Origin of the sequence: uncultured Aliiroseovarius sp. (assembly GCF_947497285.1) — a bacterium.
Classification (GTDB): Bacteria; Pseudomonadota; Alphaproteobacteria; order Rhodobacterales; family Rhodobacteraceae; genus Aliiroseovarius.
In genome coordinates, this window is the sequence record NZ_CANMFT010000008.1 from 49717 (window position 1) to 65682 (window position 15966).

The following is a 15966-nucleotide window of genomic DNA, read 5'->3' on the forward strand; positions in this document are numbered from 1 at the left end:
CGGTCTTTCCGGGCTGTTTTGGTAAGTTAAGCAGCGAGATCACGCTGCGAAGGGGGATAGATGATCGTCATCGAAGACGTTCACAAGCATTTTGGCGGCTTCCACGCGGTGGATGGCGCATCCATGCGGATCGAGGAACGCTCTATCACCGGGCTCATTGGTCCCAATGGCGCGGGCAAAACCACGCTGTTTAACGTGATTGCCGGTGTGCTTCAGCCGACATCAGGGCGCGTCACAATGGCGGGCGAAGACATTACCGGCCTTGCACCGCATGAACTGTTTCACAAAGGGCTTCTGCGCACCTTTCAGATTGCGCATGAGTTTGGCTCGATGACGTGTCGCGAGAACCTGATGATGGTGCCCGGCAACCAGACGGGTGAAAAGCTTTGGGACACGTGGTTTGGCCGCAAGCGGATCGCGGACGAAGAACGCGCACTGCGCGCCCGCGCCGACGAAGTGCTTGAATTCCTGACCATTTCGCACATCGCTGACCTGCGCGCGGGTGAAATCTCGGGCGGGCAGAAAAAGCTGTTGGAGCTTGGCCGCACCATGATGGTCGACGCCAAAATCGTCTTTCTGGACGAGGTCGGCGCGGGCGTGAACCGCACTCTGCTCTATACCATCGCCGATGCCATCAAACGCCTGAACGAAGAACGCGGCTACACATTCGTGGTGATCGAACACGACATGGATTTCATCGAACGCCTTTGCGATCCTGTCATCTGCATGGCCGAAGGCAAAGTGCTGGCCGAAGGCACGCTGGCCGAGATCAAGGCAAACGAGCACGTGATCGAAGCTTATCTGGGCACAGGTCTGAAAAACAAGGAGATGGTGGGCGCATGAGCCAGAACCCCTATCAGTCCGAGCGCGGCAACAAAGACGCTTCGATCGTGAACCCCAAGGGTCAGGGCACGATGATCCCGGCCACCGGCACCAAGCATAAAATGCACACGGGCGACGCCTTTCTGATCGGCGACAGCATGACCGGTGGCTATGGCAAAAACGGACCCGACATTCTGCATGATTGCACCATCGCCGTCGAAAAAGGCGAAATCGCTGTGATCGTCGGCCCCAATGGCGCGGGGAAATCCACGGCGATGAAGGCAGTGTTTGGCATGCTGAACCTGCGCCAGGGCTCGGTGCGGTTGAATGGCGAGGATATCACCGACCTCAGCCCGCAGGCGCGGGTGGGCAAGGGCATGGGGTTTGTGCCGCAGACGCAAAACATCTTCACGTCGATGACGGTCGAAGAAAACCTCGAGATGGGTGCGTTTATCCGCCAGGACGATATCTCGAAAACGATGGCGCAGGTCTATGACCTGTTCCCGATCCTTCATGAGAAACGCAATCAGGCGGCGGGCGAGCTGTCGGGCGGGCAACGTCAACAGGTGGCCGTGGGCCGCGCCTTGATGACCAAGCCAACCGTCCTGATGCTGGACGAACCAACAGCCGGGGTCAGCCCCATCGTGATGGACGAGCTGTTTGACCGCATCATCGAGGTCGCGCGCACTGGCATCTCGATCCTGATGGTCGAACAAAACGCCCGCCAGGCGCTGGAAATCGCCGACAAGGGTTATGTGTTGGTGCAAGGCGCCAACGGACATACGGGCACGGGCAAGGAACTGCTGGCCAACCCCGAAGTGCGTCAAAGCTTTCTGGGGGGATGAGCATGTTGAAACCCACATATGCCGTCTTGCTGAGCTGTTTGGGCGCGGTGCCTGCCGCTGCGCAGACCTGCACCTTCACCACCGAATGTTACGAGGCCGAGCCCTGTCAGGACACCAGTTTTGCGCTGTCCGCCGCGTTGGACGAGGCGAAACTGATCACGGATTTCGGCGATCTTGTCGTCGTCGGTGTCAAATCCGAGGGCAGTCTGACCACGATTTTCGCCACCGGCGAGGGCGCTGAATACCTGTTGTCGCGCAACGCGGACGCCGCGCGCTTCACCACCCACGCCAATGAAGGCCCCGCTGCAATCACCTATATCGGCACCTGCGAGGGAGAGTTCTGATGGATTTCCTAAATGCCATTGTGGCGCTTTCCAACTTCGTGCTGACCCCCGCGATTGCCTATGGCAGCCAATTGGCGCTAGGGGCCTTGGGCGTCACCATGATCTACGGGATCTTGCGGTTTTCAAACTTCGCACATGGCGACAGCATGGCGTTTGGGGCCATGGTGACGATCCTGATCACGTGGTGGTTTCAATCCATGGGTGTCTCGATCGACCCCCTGCCCACCGCACTTCTGGCGCTGCCTTTCGGGATCGTGGCAACCTCGATGATGCTGCTGGCGACCGACCGGGTGGTCTATCGCTTCTATCGGCAGGTCAAAGCCAAACCGATCGTGTTCGTCATGGCCTCTATCGGGGTGATGTTCATCATGAACGGGATCGTCCGTTTCATCATTGGCACCGACGACCAGCGGTTTGCCGATGGCGCCCGCTTCATCATCAGCGCGCGTAAATTCAAGGAACTGACCGGACTGGACGAGGGGTTGGCCTTCAAGACCAGTCAGGGGCTGACAATCATCACTGCGGTGATCGTCGTCGCCGCGCTGTTCTGGTTCCTCAACAAAACCCGCACGGGGAAATCCATGCGCGCCTTCTCTGACAACGAGGACCTGGCGCTTTTGTCGGGCATCAATCCGGAACGGGTGGTGATGATCACATGGATCATCGTCGCAGGCCTGATCACCATCGCGGGCGTGCTTTACGGGCTGGACAAAAGCTTCAAGCCCTTCACCTATTTCCAGCTTCTACTGCCGATCTTTGCCTCGGCTATTGTGGGTGGGCTGGGCAATCCGCTGGGCGCTATTGCCGGCGGCTTTGTGATCGCTTTTTCCGAGGTGACGGTGACCTATGCCTGGAAAAAAGTCGCGACCTACGTGTTGCCCGAAAGCCTAGAGCCATCCGGGTTGGTGCAGCTGATGTCCACCGACTATAAATTCGCGGTCAGCTTCGTCATCCTGATCGTCGTTCTGCTGTTCAAGCCCACCGGGCTTTTCAAGGGGCAATCGGTATGAGCCAGTCCATTCGCACGCCGCTGTTGTTCGCGCTGGTCGCGCTTTTGTTCATCCTGCAAGGTTCGACCGACTGGTGGATTTTTGCGGGCAGCTGGAACTCCTCTCTGTCCATTCTCAACATGGCGCTGATTTCGGCGATCATGGCGCTGGGCGTGAACCTGCAATGGGGTTATGCCGGGCTGTTCAATGTCGGGATCATGGGCTTCGTGGCCCTTGGCGGGCTGGCGACGGTATTGGTGTCGATGCCCGCAACACCCGGCACCTGGGCGGCAGGTGGCAATAGCATCATCGCCGGGTTGGCGCTGGGTGCGGCTACGATCATGCTTGTGGTATTGCAAAACAAGCGCATGGCACCGGGACGCACGCGCATATTGACCATGCTGGCGACGCTGGTTCTGGGTTTCGTCCTTTACCGCTGGGTGTTCGACGCAGGCGTTGTCGGGGTCGAGGCCGTGAACCCGGCGCAAACCGGCTATCTTGGCGGGCTGAACCCCGGCGGGCCGGACAATTATCGGGCGCATGGCTACATGACGGTTCTCGCCTGGCCGGTCGGCGGATTGCTTGCGGCGGGGGCTGCGTGGATCGTGGGCAAAACCGCGTTGGGTCTGCGGTCTGACTATCTTGCCATCGCGACGCTTGGCATCGCCGAGATCATCATCGCCGTATTGAAGAATGAAGACTGGATGGCGCGAGGCGTGAAGAACGTGATCGGCCTGCCCCGCCCCGTCCCTTACGAGATCGACCTGCAGCAAAGCGCCGAATTCGCCACGCGCGCCGAGGCATGGGGCACGGATATCACCACCGCATCGACCATCGCGGTGAAGCTGTCTTATTCCGCGCTGTTCACCGTGGTGCTTGTCGTGCTGATCATCTTGGCACAATTGTCGCTTAATTCGCCTTGGGGCCGCATGATGCGCGCCATCCGTGACAACGAGGTTGCAGCGCAGGCGATGGGCAAGGACGTGACCAAGCGGCACTTGCAGATCTTTGTGTTGGGGTCTGCATTGTGTGGGCTTGCGGGCGCGATGATGACCACACTTGATGGACAGTTGACGCCGGGCACCTATCAACCGCTGCGCTATACGTTTCTGATCTGGGTGATGGTGATCGTTGGCGGGTCGGGCAACAATCTGGGGTCCGTTCTGGGCGCCTTTGTGATCTGGTTTTTCTGGATACAGGTCGAGCCGATCGGCTATTGGCTGATGTCGGTCGTGACCTCTGGCATGGCGGACGGATCTGCGCTGAAGGCCCACCTGTTGGATTCGGCGGCACATATGCGGCTGTTCTCGATGGGGTTGATCCTTTTGCTGGTTCTGCGCTTCTCGCCACGAGGCTTGATCCCCGAGAAATAGCCTCGATGCCCCCCGCCCCCCATATCGCCATACTTGTGATGGCGGCAGGCCAGTCTCTGCGGATGGGATGTGACAAGCTTTTGCTGCGGCAAGCGACGGGCCAGACCCTGCTTGAGGATCGGATCAGCGTGGCAATCGCGACGGGTCACCCTGTCTATGTCGCGCTTGGCGATCATGCCCGCGACCGCCACCACATCACCCGTGCCTCAGGGGCCAACCCGGTTCTGTGTGCCGATGCGGAATTGGGGATGGGGCATTGCATGGCGCAAGCCGTTGCGACACTTCCAGCCCGGCTTGACGCCATCTTGGTGCTTCTGGCCGACATGCCCGCCATCACCACCGAAGACATCAACAGAGTTTGTTCGTCCTTCGATGGCAAACACGTGATCCGCGGGGCAGAGCCTGACGGAACCGCGGGTCACCCGGTCCTGTTTCCAGCCCAAATGCGACCCCAATTGGAGGCGCTTTGCGGCGATACAGGCGCAAAAGAGGTGGTGAAAACATCGCCCGCGCGTCTGGTGCACTTGCCACGACGTCACGCCACGACAGATATTGATCGACAGACGGATTGGGACAGCTGGCAACAGGCACAAGGCCGGGCCAATGGCGACAGAGAGCCTTAGTCAAGCACGCGCTTTTTCAGTGATCAGCTAAACAGCACCAATGCCTCGCGGGCATTCAGAACCGGACGGTTGCGCACATACGAAGCCAGCCCATGTTTGGTTTCCAAGCGCGGCAGAACTGCGGTGATTTCCTTCGCGACACCCAGATCAGCCGACCGGATATGGGACATGTTCGGCATCAGGCTTTCGACCCAATCCTCTCCGCATTTGATCAGCTCGTAGGTCTCAAACAGCAGGTGCACGAAAACCGGGGTGACGGTATCGTCTTGCACGAAAAGCCCCGCATCAGCCAGAAAGCGCGCGGGGCAAAGAACTTCATTGGTGCCGAACAAAAGCTCGGTGCGGGGATGGCGGACCATCACCAGGTTGTCGGGCGACAGCAACGTCGTGCTAGGGGAGCCGTCAGTTTCAACGCGGCGCATTGGCAGATCGCTGTTGTTGCCTTGGCGCGACAGGCCCACCCAACGCAGGGTCGCGAATTTATCGCCGTAGATCTTGACCTGATCACCTTCGCGCAGATCGCGGGCCGCGACCTTGCCGCGCAACGTATCAATGCGGGAATTGGCCGAAATGCCGGAAGCCGCAATTGCGTTGCGGGCTTGCGACGGACGCAGCGGGGCGTGATCCACGCCGAAGGGCGCGAAACCCGCTTGTGAAAGCGAACTGGATTGTTCGGATTTCAGATCACGAAAGCTCAACTCGATATACCTCAACACAGGCCAGATGGGTCTCTGGTCAGACCATCTCTATAGCCAATTCATGCCGAAATTATGAAGAAAAACTATCAAAATTGGTGAATTTTCTATCGTCAGTGGTATTTACAGCAAGCCGCTGGGCACGCCCTTACTGCTTTTCACCCTAAAAGAGAGCCACTCTTGCGCATTTCAGTGAATGGGCGTGGCAGGTCTGTGGCAGGAGTGTGACGATTCTGTTTCAGACGCGGCTTTGCCCCCTAAAGCCGGTCCAGCGCGGTCATGATCTCGGCGCGCAATGGCTCTTGCGGCTCGCACCCGACCGATATCCGCACAAAACCTTCGGCCACATCGTCGCCCCAGCGTGCACGCCGTTCGGCCGAGCTGTGCACCCCACCGAACGATGTCGCCGGCCGCAGATAGGCACACTGCGCGATAAACCGTTCTGCTGTTGCCTTGTCGGCCAGCGTGACCCCGATCAGAAACCCAAACCGACGCATCTGGCGGCGTGCCAGGTCATGGGACGGGTCCGAGGCAAGACCCGGAAAGCGCAAGGCGCGCACGGCTTTGTGGGATGACATATCCTGCGCCACGGCAAGGGCAGTCTGACACATCCGTTCAAAACGGACCTCAAGCGTTTCCAGCCCGCGATGCAACAGCCAAGCCGCATGCGGGGCAGGAATGCTGCCCGACATCTTGCGCCAGTCCAGCACCGCGGCGCGCAAGGCCTCGTCACGCGTGGCGACGTGGCCCATCAGCATGTCGGAATGCCCGCCGGGCGCCTTCGTGTCTGACGCCACGACCATGTCCGCGCCCAGATCCAGCGGGCGCTGTCCAAACGGCGTCATTGTCGTGTTGTCCACGACTGTCACCCCGCCCATGGCACGCACCTCTGCCGTGATGGCGGCGATATCGCACAGATCAAGGCCGGGGTTTGACGGGCTTTCGATGAACACGACATCAATGCCGTTGAAACCGCCCGTGGCAAAGTCACAGGTCGGACGCTGGATCACGGTCACGCCAAGTTGGGACAAAAACCGCTCTGACAGGCTGCGCGTGACGTAATAGCCATCCGACGGGATCAACAAAGTCTGGCGGGTTTTCAGCGTCGCAAACAACGCCGCGGAAATCGCCGCCATACCGGATGGAAATGCCACGCAAGGCGCGTCTTCCAGAACGGACAAGGCATGCTCAAGCGCCTCCCATGTCGGGTTGTCCACGCGCCCGTAGCTGGCCGCGCCATCCGGGTCACCCGGCAGGTGGAACATCGAGCTTGAGACAAGCGGCAACGCCACCGGTTCCCCTTTTGACAGCCCCTGCCCCCGAAGGTGCAGCAGATCGGCGGCGCGTTTGCTGGGTGGGTGATCCGTCATGGCAGGCTCCTGCGTCGCTCCGCGCGGACACGTGCCTGTTGCGGCATCGGTCTGATCGGATATCGGATGGTGCCCAAGGAGAGACTCGAACTCTCACGCCCGTGAAGGCGGGGGATTTTGAATCCCCTGCGTCTACCATTCCGCCACTTGGGCACTGGGTTGGAATTACCCAAGCGCCGGGGCAAGGTCAACGAAGTTTTTGCCCCGCCCCGCACGAATTTGCATGTTCTAGAACATGACCCCGACCAGCCAAAGCGTGATGCCCGGAAAGGCGACCAGAACCACGACGCGGATCAGGTCTGACAGCACGAACGGCGCCACACCACGATAGGTCGCCGACATCGGAATATCGCGCGCCATCGAGTTGATGATGAAGAGGTTCATACCCACCGGTGGCGTGATCAATCCGACCTCGACCACGATCAGGGCGAGGATGCCAAACCAGATGCCTGCCTCTTCCGGGGTCAGGCCGAAATCGAGCACCTCGATGATCGGATAGAAGATCGGAATGGTCAGCAGGATCATCGACAGGCTGTCCATGACACAGCCGAAGATCAGATAGGCGACCAGCATCAAAGCCAGCACCATCAGCGGCGCATAGCCCTGTGCGGTGACCCACTCGGCCAGCATTTGCGGCGCTTGTGTGAAAGCCAGGAACGAGTTGAAAATCTGCGCGCCCAGCACGATGAAGAAGATCATCGCCGTGGACTGCGCGGTCGACAGGATGCTGTCCAGAAAGCCTTTCCAGTTCAGCCCGCCCGTCATGATGCCATAAAGGCCGGTTGCGACAGCGCCCACTGCGGCGCCTTCGGTCGGGGTAAACAACGCCTGAACGCCAACTTTGGACCAGTTCCAGTCCCCCGCGATGCCGCCCATCACCAGCCCGAAAATGACCACCACCGGCCAGATGGACAGAAGCGTCCTGAACCGGTGCGCATAAGACACCCGTTCGGCAGTCGTCGCGCTGTCGGGATTGATGCGCACCATGACCGCCACGGTCAGCATATAGCCGAGGGCGGCCAGAATGCCGGGGATAAGGGCTGCGATGAACATTTTCACAATGTTTTGTTCGGTCAGGATCGCATAGATCACCAAAATGACCGAAGGCGGGATCAGGATGCCCAGCGTCCCACCCGCGGCCAGAACACCGGTGGACAAAGCGTCGGAATAGCCGCGTTTGCGCATTTCCGGCAAGGCCACTTGCCCCATGGTCGAGGCCGTCGCCAGCGACGATCCACAGACCGCGCCAAAGCCCGCGCAAGCGCCGACGGCGGCCATCGCGACACCACCCTTGCGGTGCCCCAACCAGTCGGACGCGGCCTCGAACAAGGCCCCAGACATACCTGACTTGGTGGCAAACTGCCCCATCAGCAAAAACAGCGGCACAATCGACAGCGAATAGCTGGAGAACGTGTCATAAGACAGCGTCTTAAGCTGGCTCAACGTGACTGCGGGTTTGCCCATCATATACCAGATGCCGAAAAATCCGGTCAGCCCCATCGCCAACCCAATGGGCAGGCGCAGGAAGATGGCCAGCAACATCAGGGCAAAGGCGACCAGCGCCAGTTCAATGCCGGTCATACCCGTTGCTCCTTGCCATCAAGAACCCAGTTGAAGGACCGCCAGACCGTAAAGGCTGCCACGATCAGAAAGAAAGCAGCGCCAATCACGCACAAGCCGAACGGGATCCACAGCGGGATCTCAAGCTCATAGGTGCTTTCAGGAAAGAAAGGTTTGGACCCCATGCCAAACACGCTGCGCAACCCGTCCGAGCCGAACGGGAATTTTTCGCCAAATCCCAGCCACAGCCGCCACAGGATGATGAACGCCGCGCCGGTCAGAAACACATCCCCGATCAGACCCAGAACGGCCTGCATGCGGTCCGACAGTTTGGAAATAAAGATGTCCACCGTCACATGGCCACGTTTCAGCTGGCACCACGGCATGAAGGCAAACACGGCCACCGCGCACCCCATTTCGACGATTTCATAGTCGCCTTTGATCGGGCTTAACCCGAAGCCGGACAGTGATCGACCGACAATCGAAAGGACCGTGGTCAACGCGATCCCAACCAGAATGGCCCCGCCTGAATACGCCATCCAACGGCTGCTGACCTCCATCAGTCGACCGATGCGGACTTGTGCTGATTTTGCGACTGCCACCGCGTGTCCCCTGCCAATTTGGTAAATGTGAGTGTGAAGCCCGACCCGCACGCCTGAGTGCGTCAGGCAAACGGGCGCAAAATCGCTTCGGGTCAGCCGGGGCTGCCCGAAGCGATCATCGCAACCCGATCAGTTGTCGGCGTATTTCGCAACCAGCGCCTTGGCGTCGGCAACCATACCTTCACCGTCAAGACCCTTCGAGGTCATATCAGCCGCCCAAGCCGCGGTCTGCGCCTCGCCGATCACCTTGATTTCATCGACCAACGCCGGATCAAGCTCGTGGATCTTGTTATCGGTGCCAGCCACGATCTCGCGTCCGATTACATCGCCCTTGTCGAACGACGCACCCGCCCAGCCCGAGGTTTCTAGCCCCGAATTGGCGTCGATAACGGCTTTCAGGTCATCGGGCAAATTGTTGTAGGTGTCATTGTTCATCGCCCAGATGAAGAACGTGTTGTAAAGCGACCGGTCGCCCGAGATTTCGGTGTGGCTGTCGGCCAGTTCATGCACCTTCAGCGGCGGCACGATTTCCCACGGGATGACGCCGCCTTCGACCACGCCTTTCGACAGGGCTTCGGGGAAGGTCGGCAAGGGCATACCGACCGGTGTCGCGCCCAGTGTTTCAAACAGGGCGTTGGCCTGACGGGACGGTCCGCGCAGTTTCAATCCGTCAAGGTCTGCCAGAGCCATCACGGGCTCGCCCTTCTTGTGGATCACACCGGGGCCGTGCACATGGACCGCCAGAAGGTGAACATCTGCCATCCGTTCCTGCATGTATTTCTGGGTAAACTCCCACGCGGCTTTCGAAGAGGCTTCGGCATTGCGGCCTGTCATGAAGGGCAGTTCGAACGCTTCAGCTTCAGGGAAGCGACCCGGCGTATAGGCCGGCAGCGCCCAGCCACAGTCGATCACGCCATCGCGGATCTGGTCATACAGCGCCTGTGGTTTGCCGCCCAGTTGCATCGCCGGATACAGTTCGACCTTGATGCGCCCTTCGCTTTCTTTTTCGATTTTTTCAGCCCAAGGGGTCATGAAATACAGCGGGGTCGAGCCTTTGGGTGGCAAGAAGTGTTGGCACCGCAGCGTGACCTCTTGCGCAAAGCTGGCCCCGGCTGTCAGCCCCAAGGCAACAGCGCCCGCAAAAGCAGTTTTCATCGTGTATTTCATTTCGCTTCCTCCCAAAGTCGCGATCTTTGACCGTTTCGTCACCGGTGGCTCCTCCGCCCGGTGCGTGGACTGATAAGAGCAGGCTCTGCCGTTTCACGCAAGCTTTTTAGACCGCCTGGTCGGTTTTGTTAGGCCCTGCTGCTGTGCAAGTGGTAGTCAAACTTCATTGCAAAAACAACAACCTTGAAATTGTTCATCTATTTGATCTACTTACCACGTTAAGCAATCGACTGAGACCTGTATCTGCAGCGTCTGCTGCGACAGTCTTTCGAGCCAGAAGCCGAGAATCAGGCACCGTTAGAGCGCTTCGGCCGAGAACGTGTCACAGCTGCGCATGTCGCCCGTTTCATATCCTCGTACAAACCACGCCTGACGTTGGGCGGATGTGCCATGGGTGAAGGTATGCGGCATTGGCACCCGTCCGGCATTGCGCTGCAAGGTGTCGTCGCCAATCTGCCGCGCGGCATTCATCGCTTCGGCAATATCGCCGCGCTCCAACGTGCCAAAGCGCGCTTGCACTTCGCGCGCCCAGATGCCGGAGTAGCAGTCGGCTTGCAGCTCGATCCGGACCGAAATGGCGTTCGCCTCGGCGTCACTGACCTGCGCGCGGATCGCATTTGCCTGCCCCAAAATGCCAAGTTCGTCCTGCACATGGTGCGCGACCTCGTGGGCCACCACATAGGCTGCTGCAAAATCGCCACGCGCGCCAAGCTGGCGTGACAATGTGGTGAAAAAGCTGGTGTCCAGATACACTTTGTTATCGCCGGGGCAATAGAACGGGCCGGTCGCCCCCGAGGCGCCTCCGCAAGGGCTTTGTGTCACGCCTTTATACAAGACAAGCGTCACCGGGTTGTAGGCCTGCCCCACTTGCGTTCGGAAAAGATCGTCCCAGACATCTTCGGTATCCGCCAGAGTGACAGAGACAAATTCACCCGCCTGCTTGTCGGCTTCGGTGATTTCACCCCCGCCGCCACCGCCGCCGATGGCACCTCCATCTTGCAAGAACGGTGTCACATCGACCCCAAGGAAATACCCGATTGCCAACACGGCCAACAGCCCAAGACCACCCACCTGCGCCTTGCCACCAGCGCGCCGACGGTCCTCGATATTGCGACTTCCCCGCCGTCCCTGCCACTTCATCTTGTTCTCCAGCACTCGTAATTTGCACGGGGCCATCCCGTGTCATCCAGACCTGTGCAGTTTAACGGCCAACCCCCACGCATCAAGCCATGATCTTGCAGCTCACTCTTGACGCGGCAGGGCCCGCATGGTTCGTGAGGCAAAAACAAGAGGCACGCAGATGATCAGGCGTCTTTACGATTGGACCATGGGGTTGGCTGACACCCGCCACGCGCTTTGGGCGTTGGCGTTGGTGGCGTTTGTGGAAAGCTCGGTCTTTCCGATCCCGCCGGATGTCTTGATGATCCCGATGATCATTGCCCGCCCGTCGCGCGCCTTCGTTATCGCCACGGTCGCGCTGGTCGCGTCTGTCATCGGCGGGGCTTTTGGCTATTTCATCGGTTGGGGCCTGTTCGAAAGCGTCGGCCAACCTGTGTTGGAGTTCTACGGCAAGACCGACGAGTTCGGCCATTTCGCTGACACCTATAACAAGTGGGGTGCCTGGGCGGTGCTGATTGCCGGCGTGACCCCCTTCCCCTATAAGGTCATCACCATCCTGTCGGGGTCCACGGGGCTAAACTTTGGTGTCTTCATGGTGGCCAGCGTGATCGCGCGTGGCCTTCGTTTCTTCGTCGTTGCCACCCTGTTGTGGAAGTTCGGCGCGCCGATCCGCGACTTTATCGAACGTCGCCTTGGCCTGATGTTCATCCTGTTCGTCGTGATCCTGCTCGGCGGCTTTTACATGGTGAAATACCTATGAGCTATCTTGACCGCCTCACCGCAAACCAATGGATCGCCATTGCCGCTGCGTCGTCTGCGCTGATGCTGGCTGGCGCATTTGTCTTTCAGGCGCTGGGCTATGCGCCTTGCGAGATGTGCCTGTGGCAACGCTGGCCCCATGCCGCCGCCGTCCTGATTGGCGGTGTCGCGTTGGGTTTGCGTCAGAAAGTGCTGGCATGGCTGGGCGCATTGGCGGCTGCAACGACATCCGCAATCGGCTTTTTCCATTCCGGCGTTGAACGCAAACTGTGGGACGGTCCGAGTTCCTGCACCGGCGGCGGTGTCGCGGACCTGTCGGTCGACGATCTTCTGGCGCAAATCAACGACGCCCCGCTGATCCGCTGCGATGAAATCCCGTGGGAGATGTTTGGCGTCACCATGGCCAACCTGAACGCGGTTGGATCGCTGGGTCTGGCCGTCATCTGGGTTGTGGCAGCCACTCGAAAGGGCTGATCAGTCCTGTTTGCCGCGCAGAAGCTGGCGCAAAATACCGTGGAAAATCTGCACATCCGCGCGTGTCATCGGCATGCGGCTCCACATATTGCGCAGCGCAGTTTTCATCACGGGGGCTTTGGTCGGCGGGTAAAAGAACCCAGCCTCGTCCAGCCGCGCCTCGTAATGCTCGGCCAGTTTTTCGACCTCGATCGCCTGCGCGCGCTCGGACCCGGCCCACTCCATCACCTCATGCTGAACCTCGGTGGTCTGTCGTCGCCACTCGTAAGCCGTCAGCAGCACACATTGCGCAAGGTTCAGTGACGCAAATTCCGGGTTCACCGGGACCGAGATTGTCGCGTTGGCCCGCGCGACCTCGTCATTCTCAAGCCCTGTCCGCTCTGGCCCAAACAGGATCGCGACTTTCTTGCCCGCCGCCCGCATTGCGCGTGCCTCGGCCATCGCACGTTCGGGGCTGAGGATCGGTTTTGCCAGATCACGCGAGCGCGCCGTGGTGGCATAGACGTAATCGCAATCGCCGATCCCGTCCGCGAGCGTGTCATAGACCCCGGCGGCGTCCAGCACCCGCCCTGCCCCAGACGCCATGGCCACCGCCGATGGGTTCGGCCAGCCATCGCGGGGCGCGATGATCCGCATCCGTTCCAGCCCGAAATTCAGCATCGCGCGCGCGGCCGCCCCGATGTTTTCCCCCATCTGCGGGCGCACCAGCACGATTTCAGGCTGAGGTCCCAGATTGTCCGTCATTTGATCCGCCACCGCCGATCCTTCCTTTTGGTTGGCCGCGTGATACGCTGGCATTCGGCCCAGAGCAAGCATGCGTGGCGCGCTGGTCTGAATCACTTGCATTGGCGCAAGAGCCGTCTATGAAGCTGCAAGCACCAGACGAAAAGGACCGCAAGATGGCCGATACCGACATGGAACTTCCCCAGCTTTATCTGGTGACACCGCCCGAATTAGAACTGTCGCTGTTTCCCGACCAGTTGGCCCGCGTGCTGGATGCTCACGACACGGCCTGCCTGCGCCTGTCGCTGGCAACAAAGGACGAAGACCGCATCATGCGCGCCGCCGACACGTGCCGCGAGGTTGCCCATGCCCGCGACGTGCCGATTGTGATCGCCGAGCACGCTTTGATGGTTGAACGTCTGGGCTTGGACGGTGTGCATCTAGGCGACGGCGCGCGTCGGGTGCGCAAGACCCGCGATGATCTGGGCAATGACGCCATTGTCGGTGCGTTTTGCAACGCCTCGCGCCATGACGGCATGACAGCGGGCGAAGCGGGCGCGGATTACGTCAGTTTTGGTCCGGCGGGATCGACAGGGCTAGGCGACGGCACCCAAGCCGAGGCTGATTTGTTCGACTGGTGGTCAAAAATGATCGAGGTGCCGGTGGTGGCCGAAGGTGCACTGACCGAAGACATCATTCGCACCTTGACCCCGTTCACCGATTTCTTCGCCATCGGGGAAGAGATCTGGCGCACCGATGATCCTTCGGCAACGCTGGCCCGCTTGCTGGGGGCGATGACCCGTTAAGACGCCTCGACGTTCAAATCGCCCAGCCCACCCCGCACCACAGTCTCGCAATAGGCGGCCAGGTCCTTGCGGCTGGCAAAGTCCGACACTTTGACCGGTGTGTGATAGACCAGCTCGACCCGGCCCTGTTTGCGCGCGGCAAGGGTTTGCACCAGATGCGGCGCGAAATCCATATCGCCCCACCAGCCATAAAAGCGCGGATCTTCCGTGTCGGGCGCGATATAGCGCACAGTCACGGGCTGCACCCACATGAAATCACGCAACTCTGGCGTGAAGAATGCCGCAAAAAGCGTTGATTTAAACGGCAAAACGCGGCGTGAGTCGCTGGATGTTCCTTCGGGAAAGAACAGCAACTTGTGACCCGCCGATAAACGTTCGCGAAAGACCTCGATCTGGCGGGTCGCCTCGCGCCGGTCGCGGTTGATGAAAACTGTGCCCGTCGCGCGCGCCAGCCAGCCGATCCCCGGCCAGTTCGCCACCTCGGATTTCGAAACGAAATAGACGCGTTTCTTGGCATTCAGCGTGAAAATGTCCAACCACCCCGCATGATTGGCCACGACGGCCCCCTTTTCGCGCATCGGCGTTCCGATGGGTTTGAACGGGATGCCAAGGGTCACGAACGCCATCCGGCAAACGAATTGCGTGATATGGGGCGTGACCGGGCGTTTGATGCCGAAAAAGGGACGCTCTATCAGCCGGACGAGCAACAGCACCACAAGCCCGCCAAAAACAAGCAGCGCCAAGGGAACGCCGCGCGCGACAATGCGCACCCAATCCATGCCGGTCGGATGGAAGCTGTGCGGCTCTGGCTCGCCATGCCACAGGGCGGTCATGGGCGGGGCTTTCCGGTGTAGAATGCCGTGTGCTTCGCGCTCATCTGTTCGGTGTCCATGATCAGGCATACATCCGTGGTGTTGAAATCATGGTCAATATACGCGCCCTCGCCCACGAAACCACCCAGCCTAAGATATGCTTTGATCAATGACGGCACCGCGCGCATGGCGGCGGGCCGGTCGATCTGGTCCTCTGCCATCAGGTTCATGGTTTGAAACTGCGCGGGCTGTGCCCTCACGCGCAGGCCTTCCGGCGCCAGATGTCGGTGATGCAGCAGTGACAGCGGGGCCTTGAGCAGGTCGATATCGGTGCCGTGAAACGAGGCAACGCCGAAAAGCACCTCGATCTTGTGCTCCGCCACGTAGTCTGCCAACCCGCCCCACAACACCACCATGGCGCTGCCACCGCGATAGTCGGGGTGCAGGCAGGATCGGCCCAGTTCCAGAAGGTTGCGACCAGAGTTCTTTAGAACGCTCAGATCATATTCGTCCTCAGAATAAAATCGGTTCAACGCGCCGGGTGTGTCAGACAGGCGTGCGCCGCGCAACAGACGATAAACCCCTACAGCAGGCGTCCCAGGTCGAGCGCGATCAAACAGGATCAGATGATCGAAATAGGGATCAAACGCATCGCGTTCCAGGCGCGCATCGTGATCCACCAAATCGCCGCTACCGCCAAGTTCGTCCACAAAAACGTCATATCGCAGGCGCTGCGCCGCGATCAGATCGGCCTCGTCTTGGGCCAGGCGAAGGACAAAATCAGGCTGGGGCATCGGTTTTAACGTTTTGCTAACCTTGCTGGGCTTCTATGGCGACAGGTCCGGGTTTGCAACTGGGCCGAATACCATCTAGGGTTGTGTTT

At 59.8% G+C, this 15966-nt stretch carries 18 protein-coding genes and 1 tRNA gene; 9 read left to right on the forward strand and 10 right to left on the reverse strand.

Annotated features, from left to right (window positions below):
* Positions 1-60: 60 nt before the first annotated feature.
* From Q0864_RS13915 to Q0864_RS13940, 6 genes are read left to right on the forward strand one after another with little or no spacing between them, the layout of a single operon-like run.
* On the forward strand, positions 61-843 hold the full coding sequence (locus tag Q0864_RS13915; protein ID WP_298570957.1) for an ABC transporter ATP-binding protein: 783 nt from the start codon (positions 61-63) through the stop codon (positions 841-843).
* Positions 840-1667 carry an ABC transporter ATP-binding protein gene (locus Q0864_RS13920; RefSeq protein ID WP_298570959.1) on the forward strand — a complete coding sequence of 276 codons (828 nt, stop codon included), beginning with the start codon at positions 840-842 and terminating at the stop codon, positions 1665-1667. The genes Q0864_RS13915 and Q0864_RS13920 overlap by 4 nt, the downstream gene beginning before the upstream one ends.
* A gap of 2 nt (positions 1668-1669) precedes the next feature.
* Positions 1670-2011, forward strand: coding sequence for a hypothetical protein (locus Q0864_RS13925; RefSeq protein ID WP_298570961.1), 342 nt, complete (start codon positions 1670-1672; stop codon positions 2009-2011).
* Positions 2011-3021, forward strand: a complete 1011-nt coding sequence (locus tag Q0864_RS13930) for a branched-chain amino acid ABC transporter permease (RefSeq protein ID WP_298570963.1) — start codon at positions 2011-2013, stop codon at positions 3019-3021. The genes Q0864_RS13925 and Q0864_RS13930 overlap by 1 nt, the downstream gene beginning before the upstream one ends.
* Positions 3018-4373: a branched-chain amino acid ABC transporter permease gene (locus Q0864_RS13935; RefSeq protein WP_298570965.1), complete on the forward strand. Its 1356-nt coding sequence runs from the start codon at positions 3018-3020 to the stop codon at positions 4371-4373. Before Q0864_RS13930 ends, Q0864_RS13935 begins: the two co-directional genes overlap by 4 nt.
* A 5-nt stretch (positions 4374-4378) precedes the next feature.
* A complete protein-coding gene (locus Q0864_RS13940) occupies positions 4379-4996 on the forward strand; it encodes a nucleotidyltransferase family protein (RefSeq protein WP_298570966.1) in 618 nt (205 codons plus the stop codon).
* 23 nt (positions 4997-5019) lie between these two features.
* Here Q0864_RS13940 and Q0864_RS13945 read toward each other — a convergent pair whose 3' ends face one another.
* From Q0864_RS13945 to Q0864_RS13975, 7 genes are all read right to left on the reverse strand, one after another.
* Entirely contained in the window at positions 5020-5694 is a 675-nt protein-coding gene (locus tag Q0864_RS13945) for a Hint domain-containing protein (RefSeq protein WP_298570968.1), read from the reverse strand.
* Positions 5695-5948: 254 nt separating this feature from the next.
* Entirely contained in the window at positions 5949-7061 is a 1113-nt protein-coding gene (locus Q0864_RS13950) for a cystathionine gamma-lyase (protein ID WP_298570970.1), read from the reverse strand.
* A 67-nt stretch (positions 7062-7128) separates the two neighbouring features.
* Positions 7129-7214 (reverse strand) — tRNA-Leu (locus Q0864_RS13955).
* A 75-nt stretch (positions 7215-7289) separates the two neighbouring features.
* Positions 7290-8642: a TRAP transporter large permease gene (locus Q0864_RS13960; protein ID WP_248364998.1), complete on the reverse strand. Its 1353-nt coding sequence runs from the start codon at positions 8640-8642 to the stop codon at positions 7290-7292.
* A complete protein-coding gene (locus tag Q0864_RS13965) occupies positions 8639-9223 on the reverse strand; it encodes a TRAP transporter small permease (protein WP_248364999.1) in 585 nt (194 codons plus the stop codon). Before Q0864_RS13965 ends, Q0864_RS13960 begins: the two co-directional genes overlap by 4 nt.
* A 129-nt stretch (positions 9224-9352) precedes the next feature.
* Complete coding sequence (locus Q0864_RS13970) at positions 9353-10390, reverse strand: TRAP transporter substrate-binding protein (protein WP_298570974.1); 1038 nt, start codon at positions 10388-10390, stop codon at positions 9353-9355.
* A gap of 297 nt (positions 10391-10687) precedes the next feature.
* Positions 10688-11530 carry a neutral zinc metallopeptidase gene (locus Q0864_RS13975; RefSeq protein WP_298570976.1) on the reverse strand — a complete coding sequence of 281 codons (843 nt, stop codon included), beginning with the start codon at positions 11528-11530 and terminating at the stop codon, positions 10688-10690.
* Between the two features lie 160 nt (positions 11531-11690).
* Between Q0864_RS13975 and Q0864_RS13980 the strand changes: the two genes are divergently transcribed.
* Positions 11691-12269 (forward strand): YqaA family protein, encoded by a 579-nt coding sequence (locus Q0864_RS13980; protein ID WP_298570977.1) that lies wholly within the window; start codon positions 11691-11693, stop codon positions 12267-12269.
* The gene (locus Q0864_RS13985) at positions 12266-12742 is read left to right on the forward strand and encodes a disulfide bond formation protein B (RefSeq protein WP_298570979.1); all 477 of its coding nucleotides are present in this window, start codon (positions 12266-12268) and stop codon (positions 12740-12742) included. Before Q0864_RS13980 ends, Q0864_RS13985 begins: the two co-directional genes overlap by 4 nt.
* Here Q0864_RS13985 and Q0864_RS13990 read toward each other — a convergent pair whose 3' ends face one another.
* Positions 12743-13486 (reverse strand): RNA methyltransferase, encoded by a 744-nt coding sequence (locus Q0864_RS13990; protein WP_298571209.1) that lies wholly within the window; start codon positions 13484-13486, stop codon positions 12743-12745.
* A gap of 155 nt (positions 13487-13641) precedes the next feature.
* On the opposite strand from Q0864_RS13990, the gene Q0864_RS13995 reads away from it, so the two are divergent.
* Entirely contained in the window at positions 13642-14271 is a 630-nt protein-coding gene (locus tag Q0864_RS13995; RefSeq protein WP_248365690.1) for a thiamine phosphate synthase, read from the forward strand.
* Here the strand turns inward: Q0864_RS13995 and Q0864_RS14000 are convergent.
* Positions 14268-15104, reverse strand: a complete 837-nt coding sequence (locus Q0864_RS14000; RefSeq protein WP_298570981.1) for a lysophospholipid acyltransferase family protein — start codon at positions 15102-15104, stop codon at positions 14268-14270. The genes Q0864_RS13995 and Q0864_RS14000 overlap by 4 nt on opposite strands.
* A complete protein-coding gene (locus Q0864_RS14005; protein WP_248365007.1) occupies positions 15101-15877 on the reverse strand; it encodes a GNAT family N-acyltransferase in 777 nt (258 codons plus the stop codon). Before Q0864_RS14005 ends, Q0864_RS14000 begins: the two co-directional genes overlap by 4 nt.
* Positions 15878-15966: the final 89 nt, after the last annotated feature.

Bases quoted from the DNA above. Each gene is read 5' to 3' on its own strand.
- Q0864_RS13915 (WP_298570957.1), top strand. From the start codon at position 61: ATGATCGTCATCGAAGACGTTCACAAGCATTTTGGCGGCTTCCACGCG.
- Q0864_RS13920 (WP_298570959.1), top strand. From the start codon at position 840: ATGAGCCAGAACCCCTATCAGTCCGAGCGCGGCAACAAAGACGCTTCG.
- Q0864_RS13925 (WP_298570961.1), top strand. From the start codon at position 1,670: ATGTTGAAACCCACATATGCCGTCTTGCTGAGCTGTTTGGGCGCGGTG.
- Q0864_RS13930 (WP_298570963.1), top strand. From the start codon at position 2,011: ATGGATTTCCTAAATGCCATTGTGGCGCTTTCCAACTTCGTGCTGACC.
- Q0864_RS13935 (WP_298570965.1), top strand. From the start codon at position 3,018: ATGAGCCAGTCCATTCGCACGCCGCTGTTGTTCGCGCTGGTCGCGCTT.
- Q0864_RS13940 (WP_298570966.1), top strand. From the start codon at position 4,379: ATGCCCCCCGCCCCCCATATCGCCATACTTGTGATGGCGGCAGGCCAG.
- Q0864_RS13950 (WP_298570970.1), bottom strand. From the start codon at position 7,061: ATGACGGATCACCCACCCAGCAAACGCGCCGCCGATCTGCTGCACCTT.
- Q0864_RS13960 (WP_248364998.1), bottom strand. From the start codon at position 8,642: ATGACCGGCATTGAACTGGCGCTGGTCGCCTTTGCCCTGATGTTGCTG.
- Q0864_RS13970 (WP_298570974.1), bottom strand. From the start codon at position 10,390: ATGAAATACACGATGAAAACTGCTTTTGCGGGCGCTGTTGCCTTGGGG.
- Q0864_RS13975 (WP_298570976.1), bottom strand. From the start codon at position 11,530: ATGAAGTGGCAGGGACGGCGGGGAAGTCGCAATATCGAGGACCGTCGG.
- Q0864_RS13980 (WP_298570977.1), top strand. From the start codon at position 11,691: ATGATCAGGCGTCTTTACGATTGGACCATGGGGTTGGCTGACACCCGC.
- Q0864_RS13985 (WP_298570979.1), top strand. From the start codon at position 12,266: ATGAGCTATCTTGACCGCCTCACCGCAAACCAATGGATCGCCATTGCC.
- Q0864_RS13990 (WP_298571209.1), bottom strand. From the start codon at position 13,486: ATGACGGACAATCTGGGACCTCAGCCTGAAATCGTGCTGGTGCGCCCG.
- Q0864_RS13995 (WP_248365690.1), top strand. From the start codon at position 13,642: ATGGCCGATACCGACATGGAACTTCCCCAGCTTTATCTGGTGACACCG.
- Q0864_RS14000 (WP_298570981.1), bottom strand. From the start codon at position 15,104: ATGACCGCCCTGTGGCATGGCGAGCCAGAGCCGCACAGCTTCCATCCG.
- Q0864_RS14005 (WP_248365007.1), bottom strand. From the start codon at position 15,877: ATGCCCCAGCCTGATTTTGTCCTTCGCCTGGCCCAAGACGAGGCCGAT.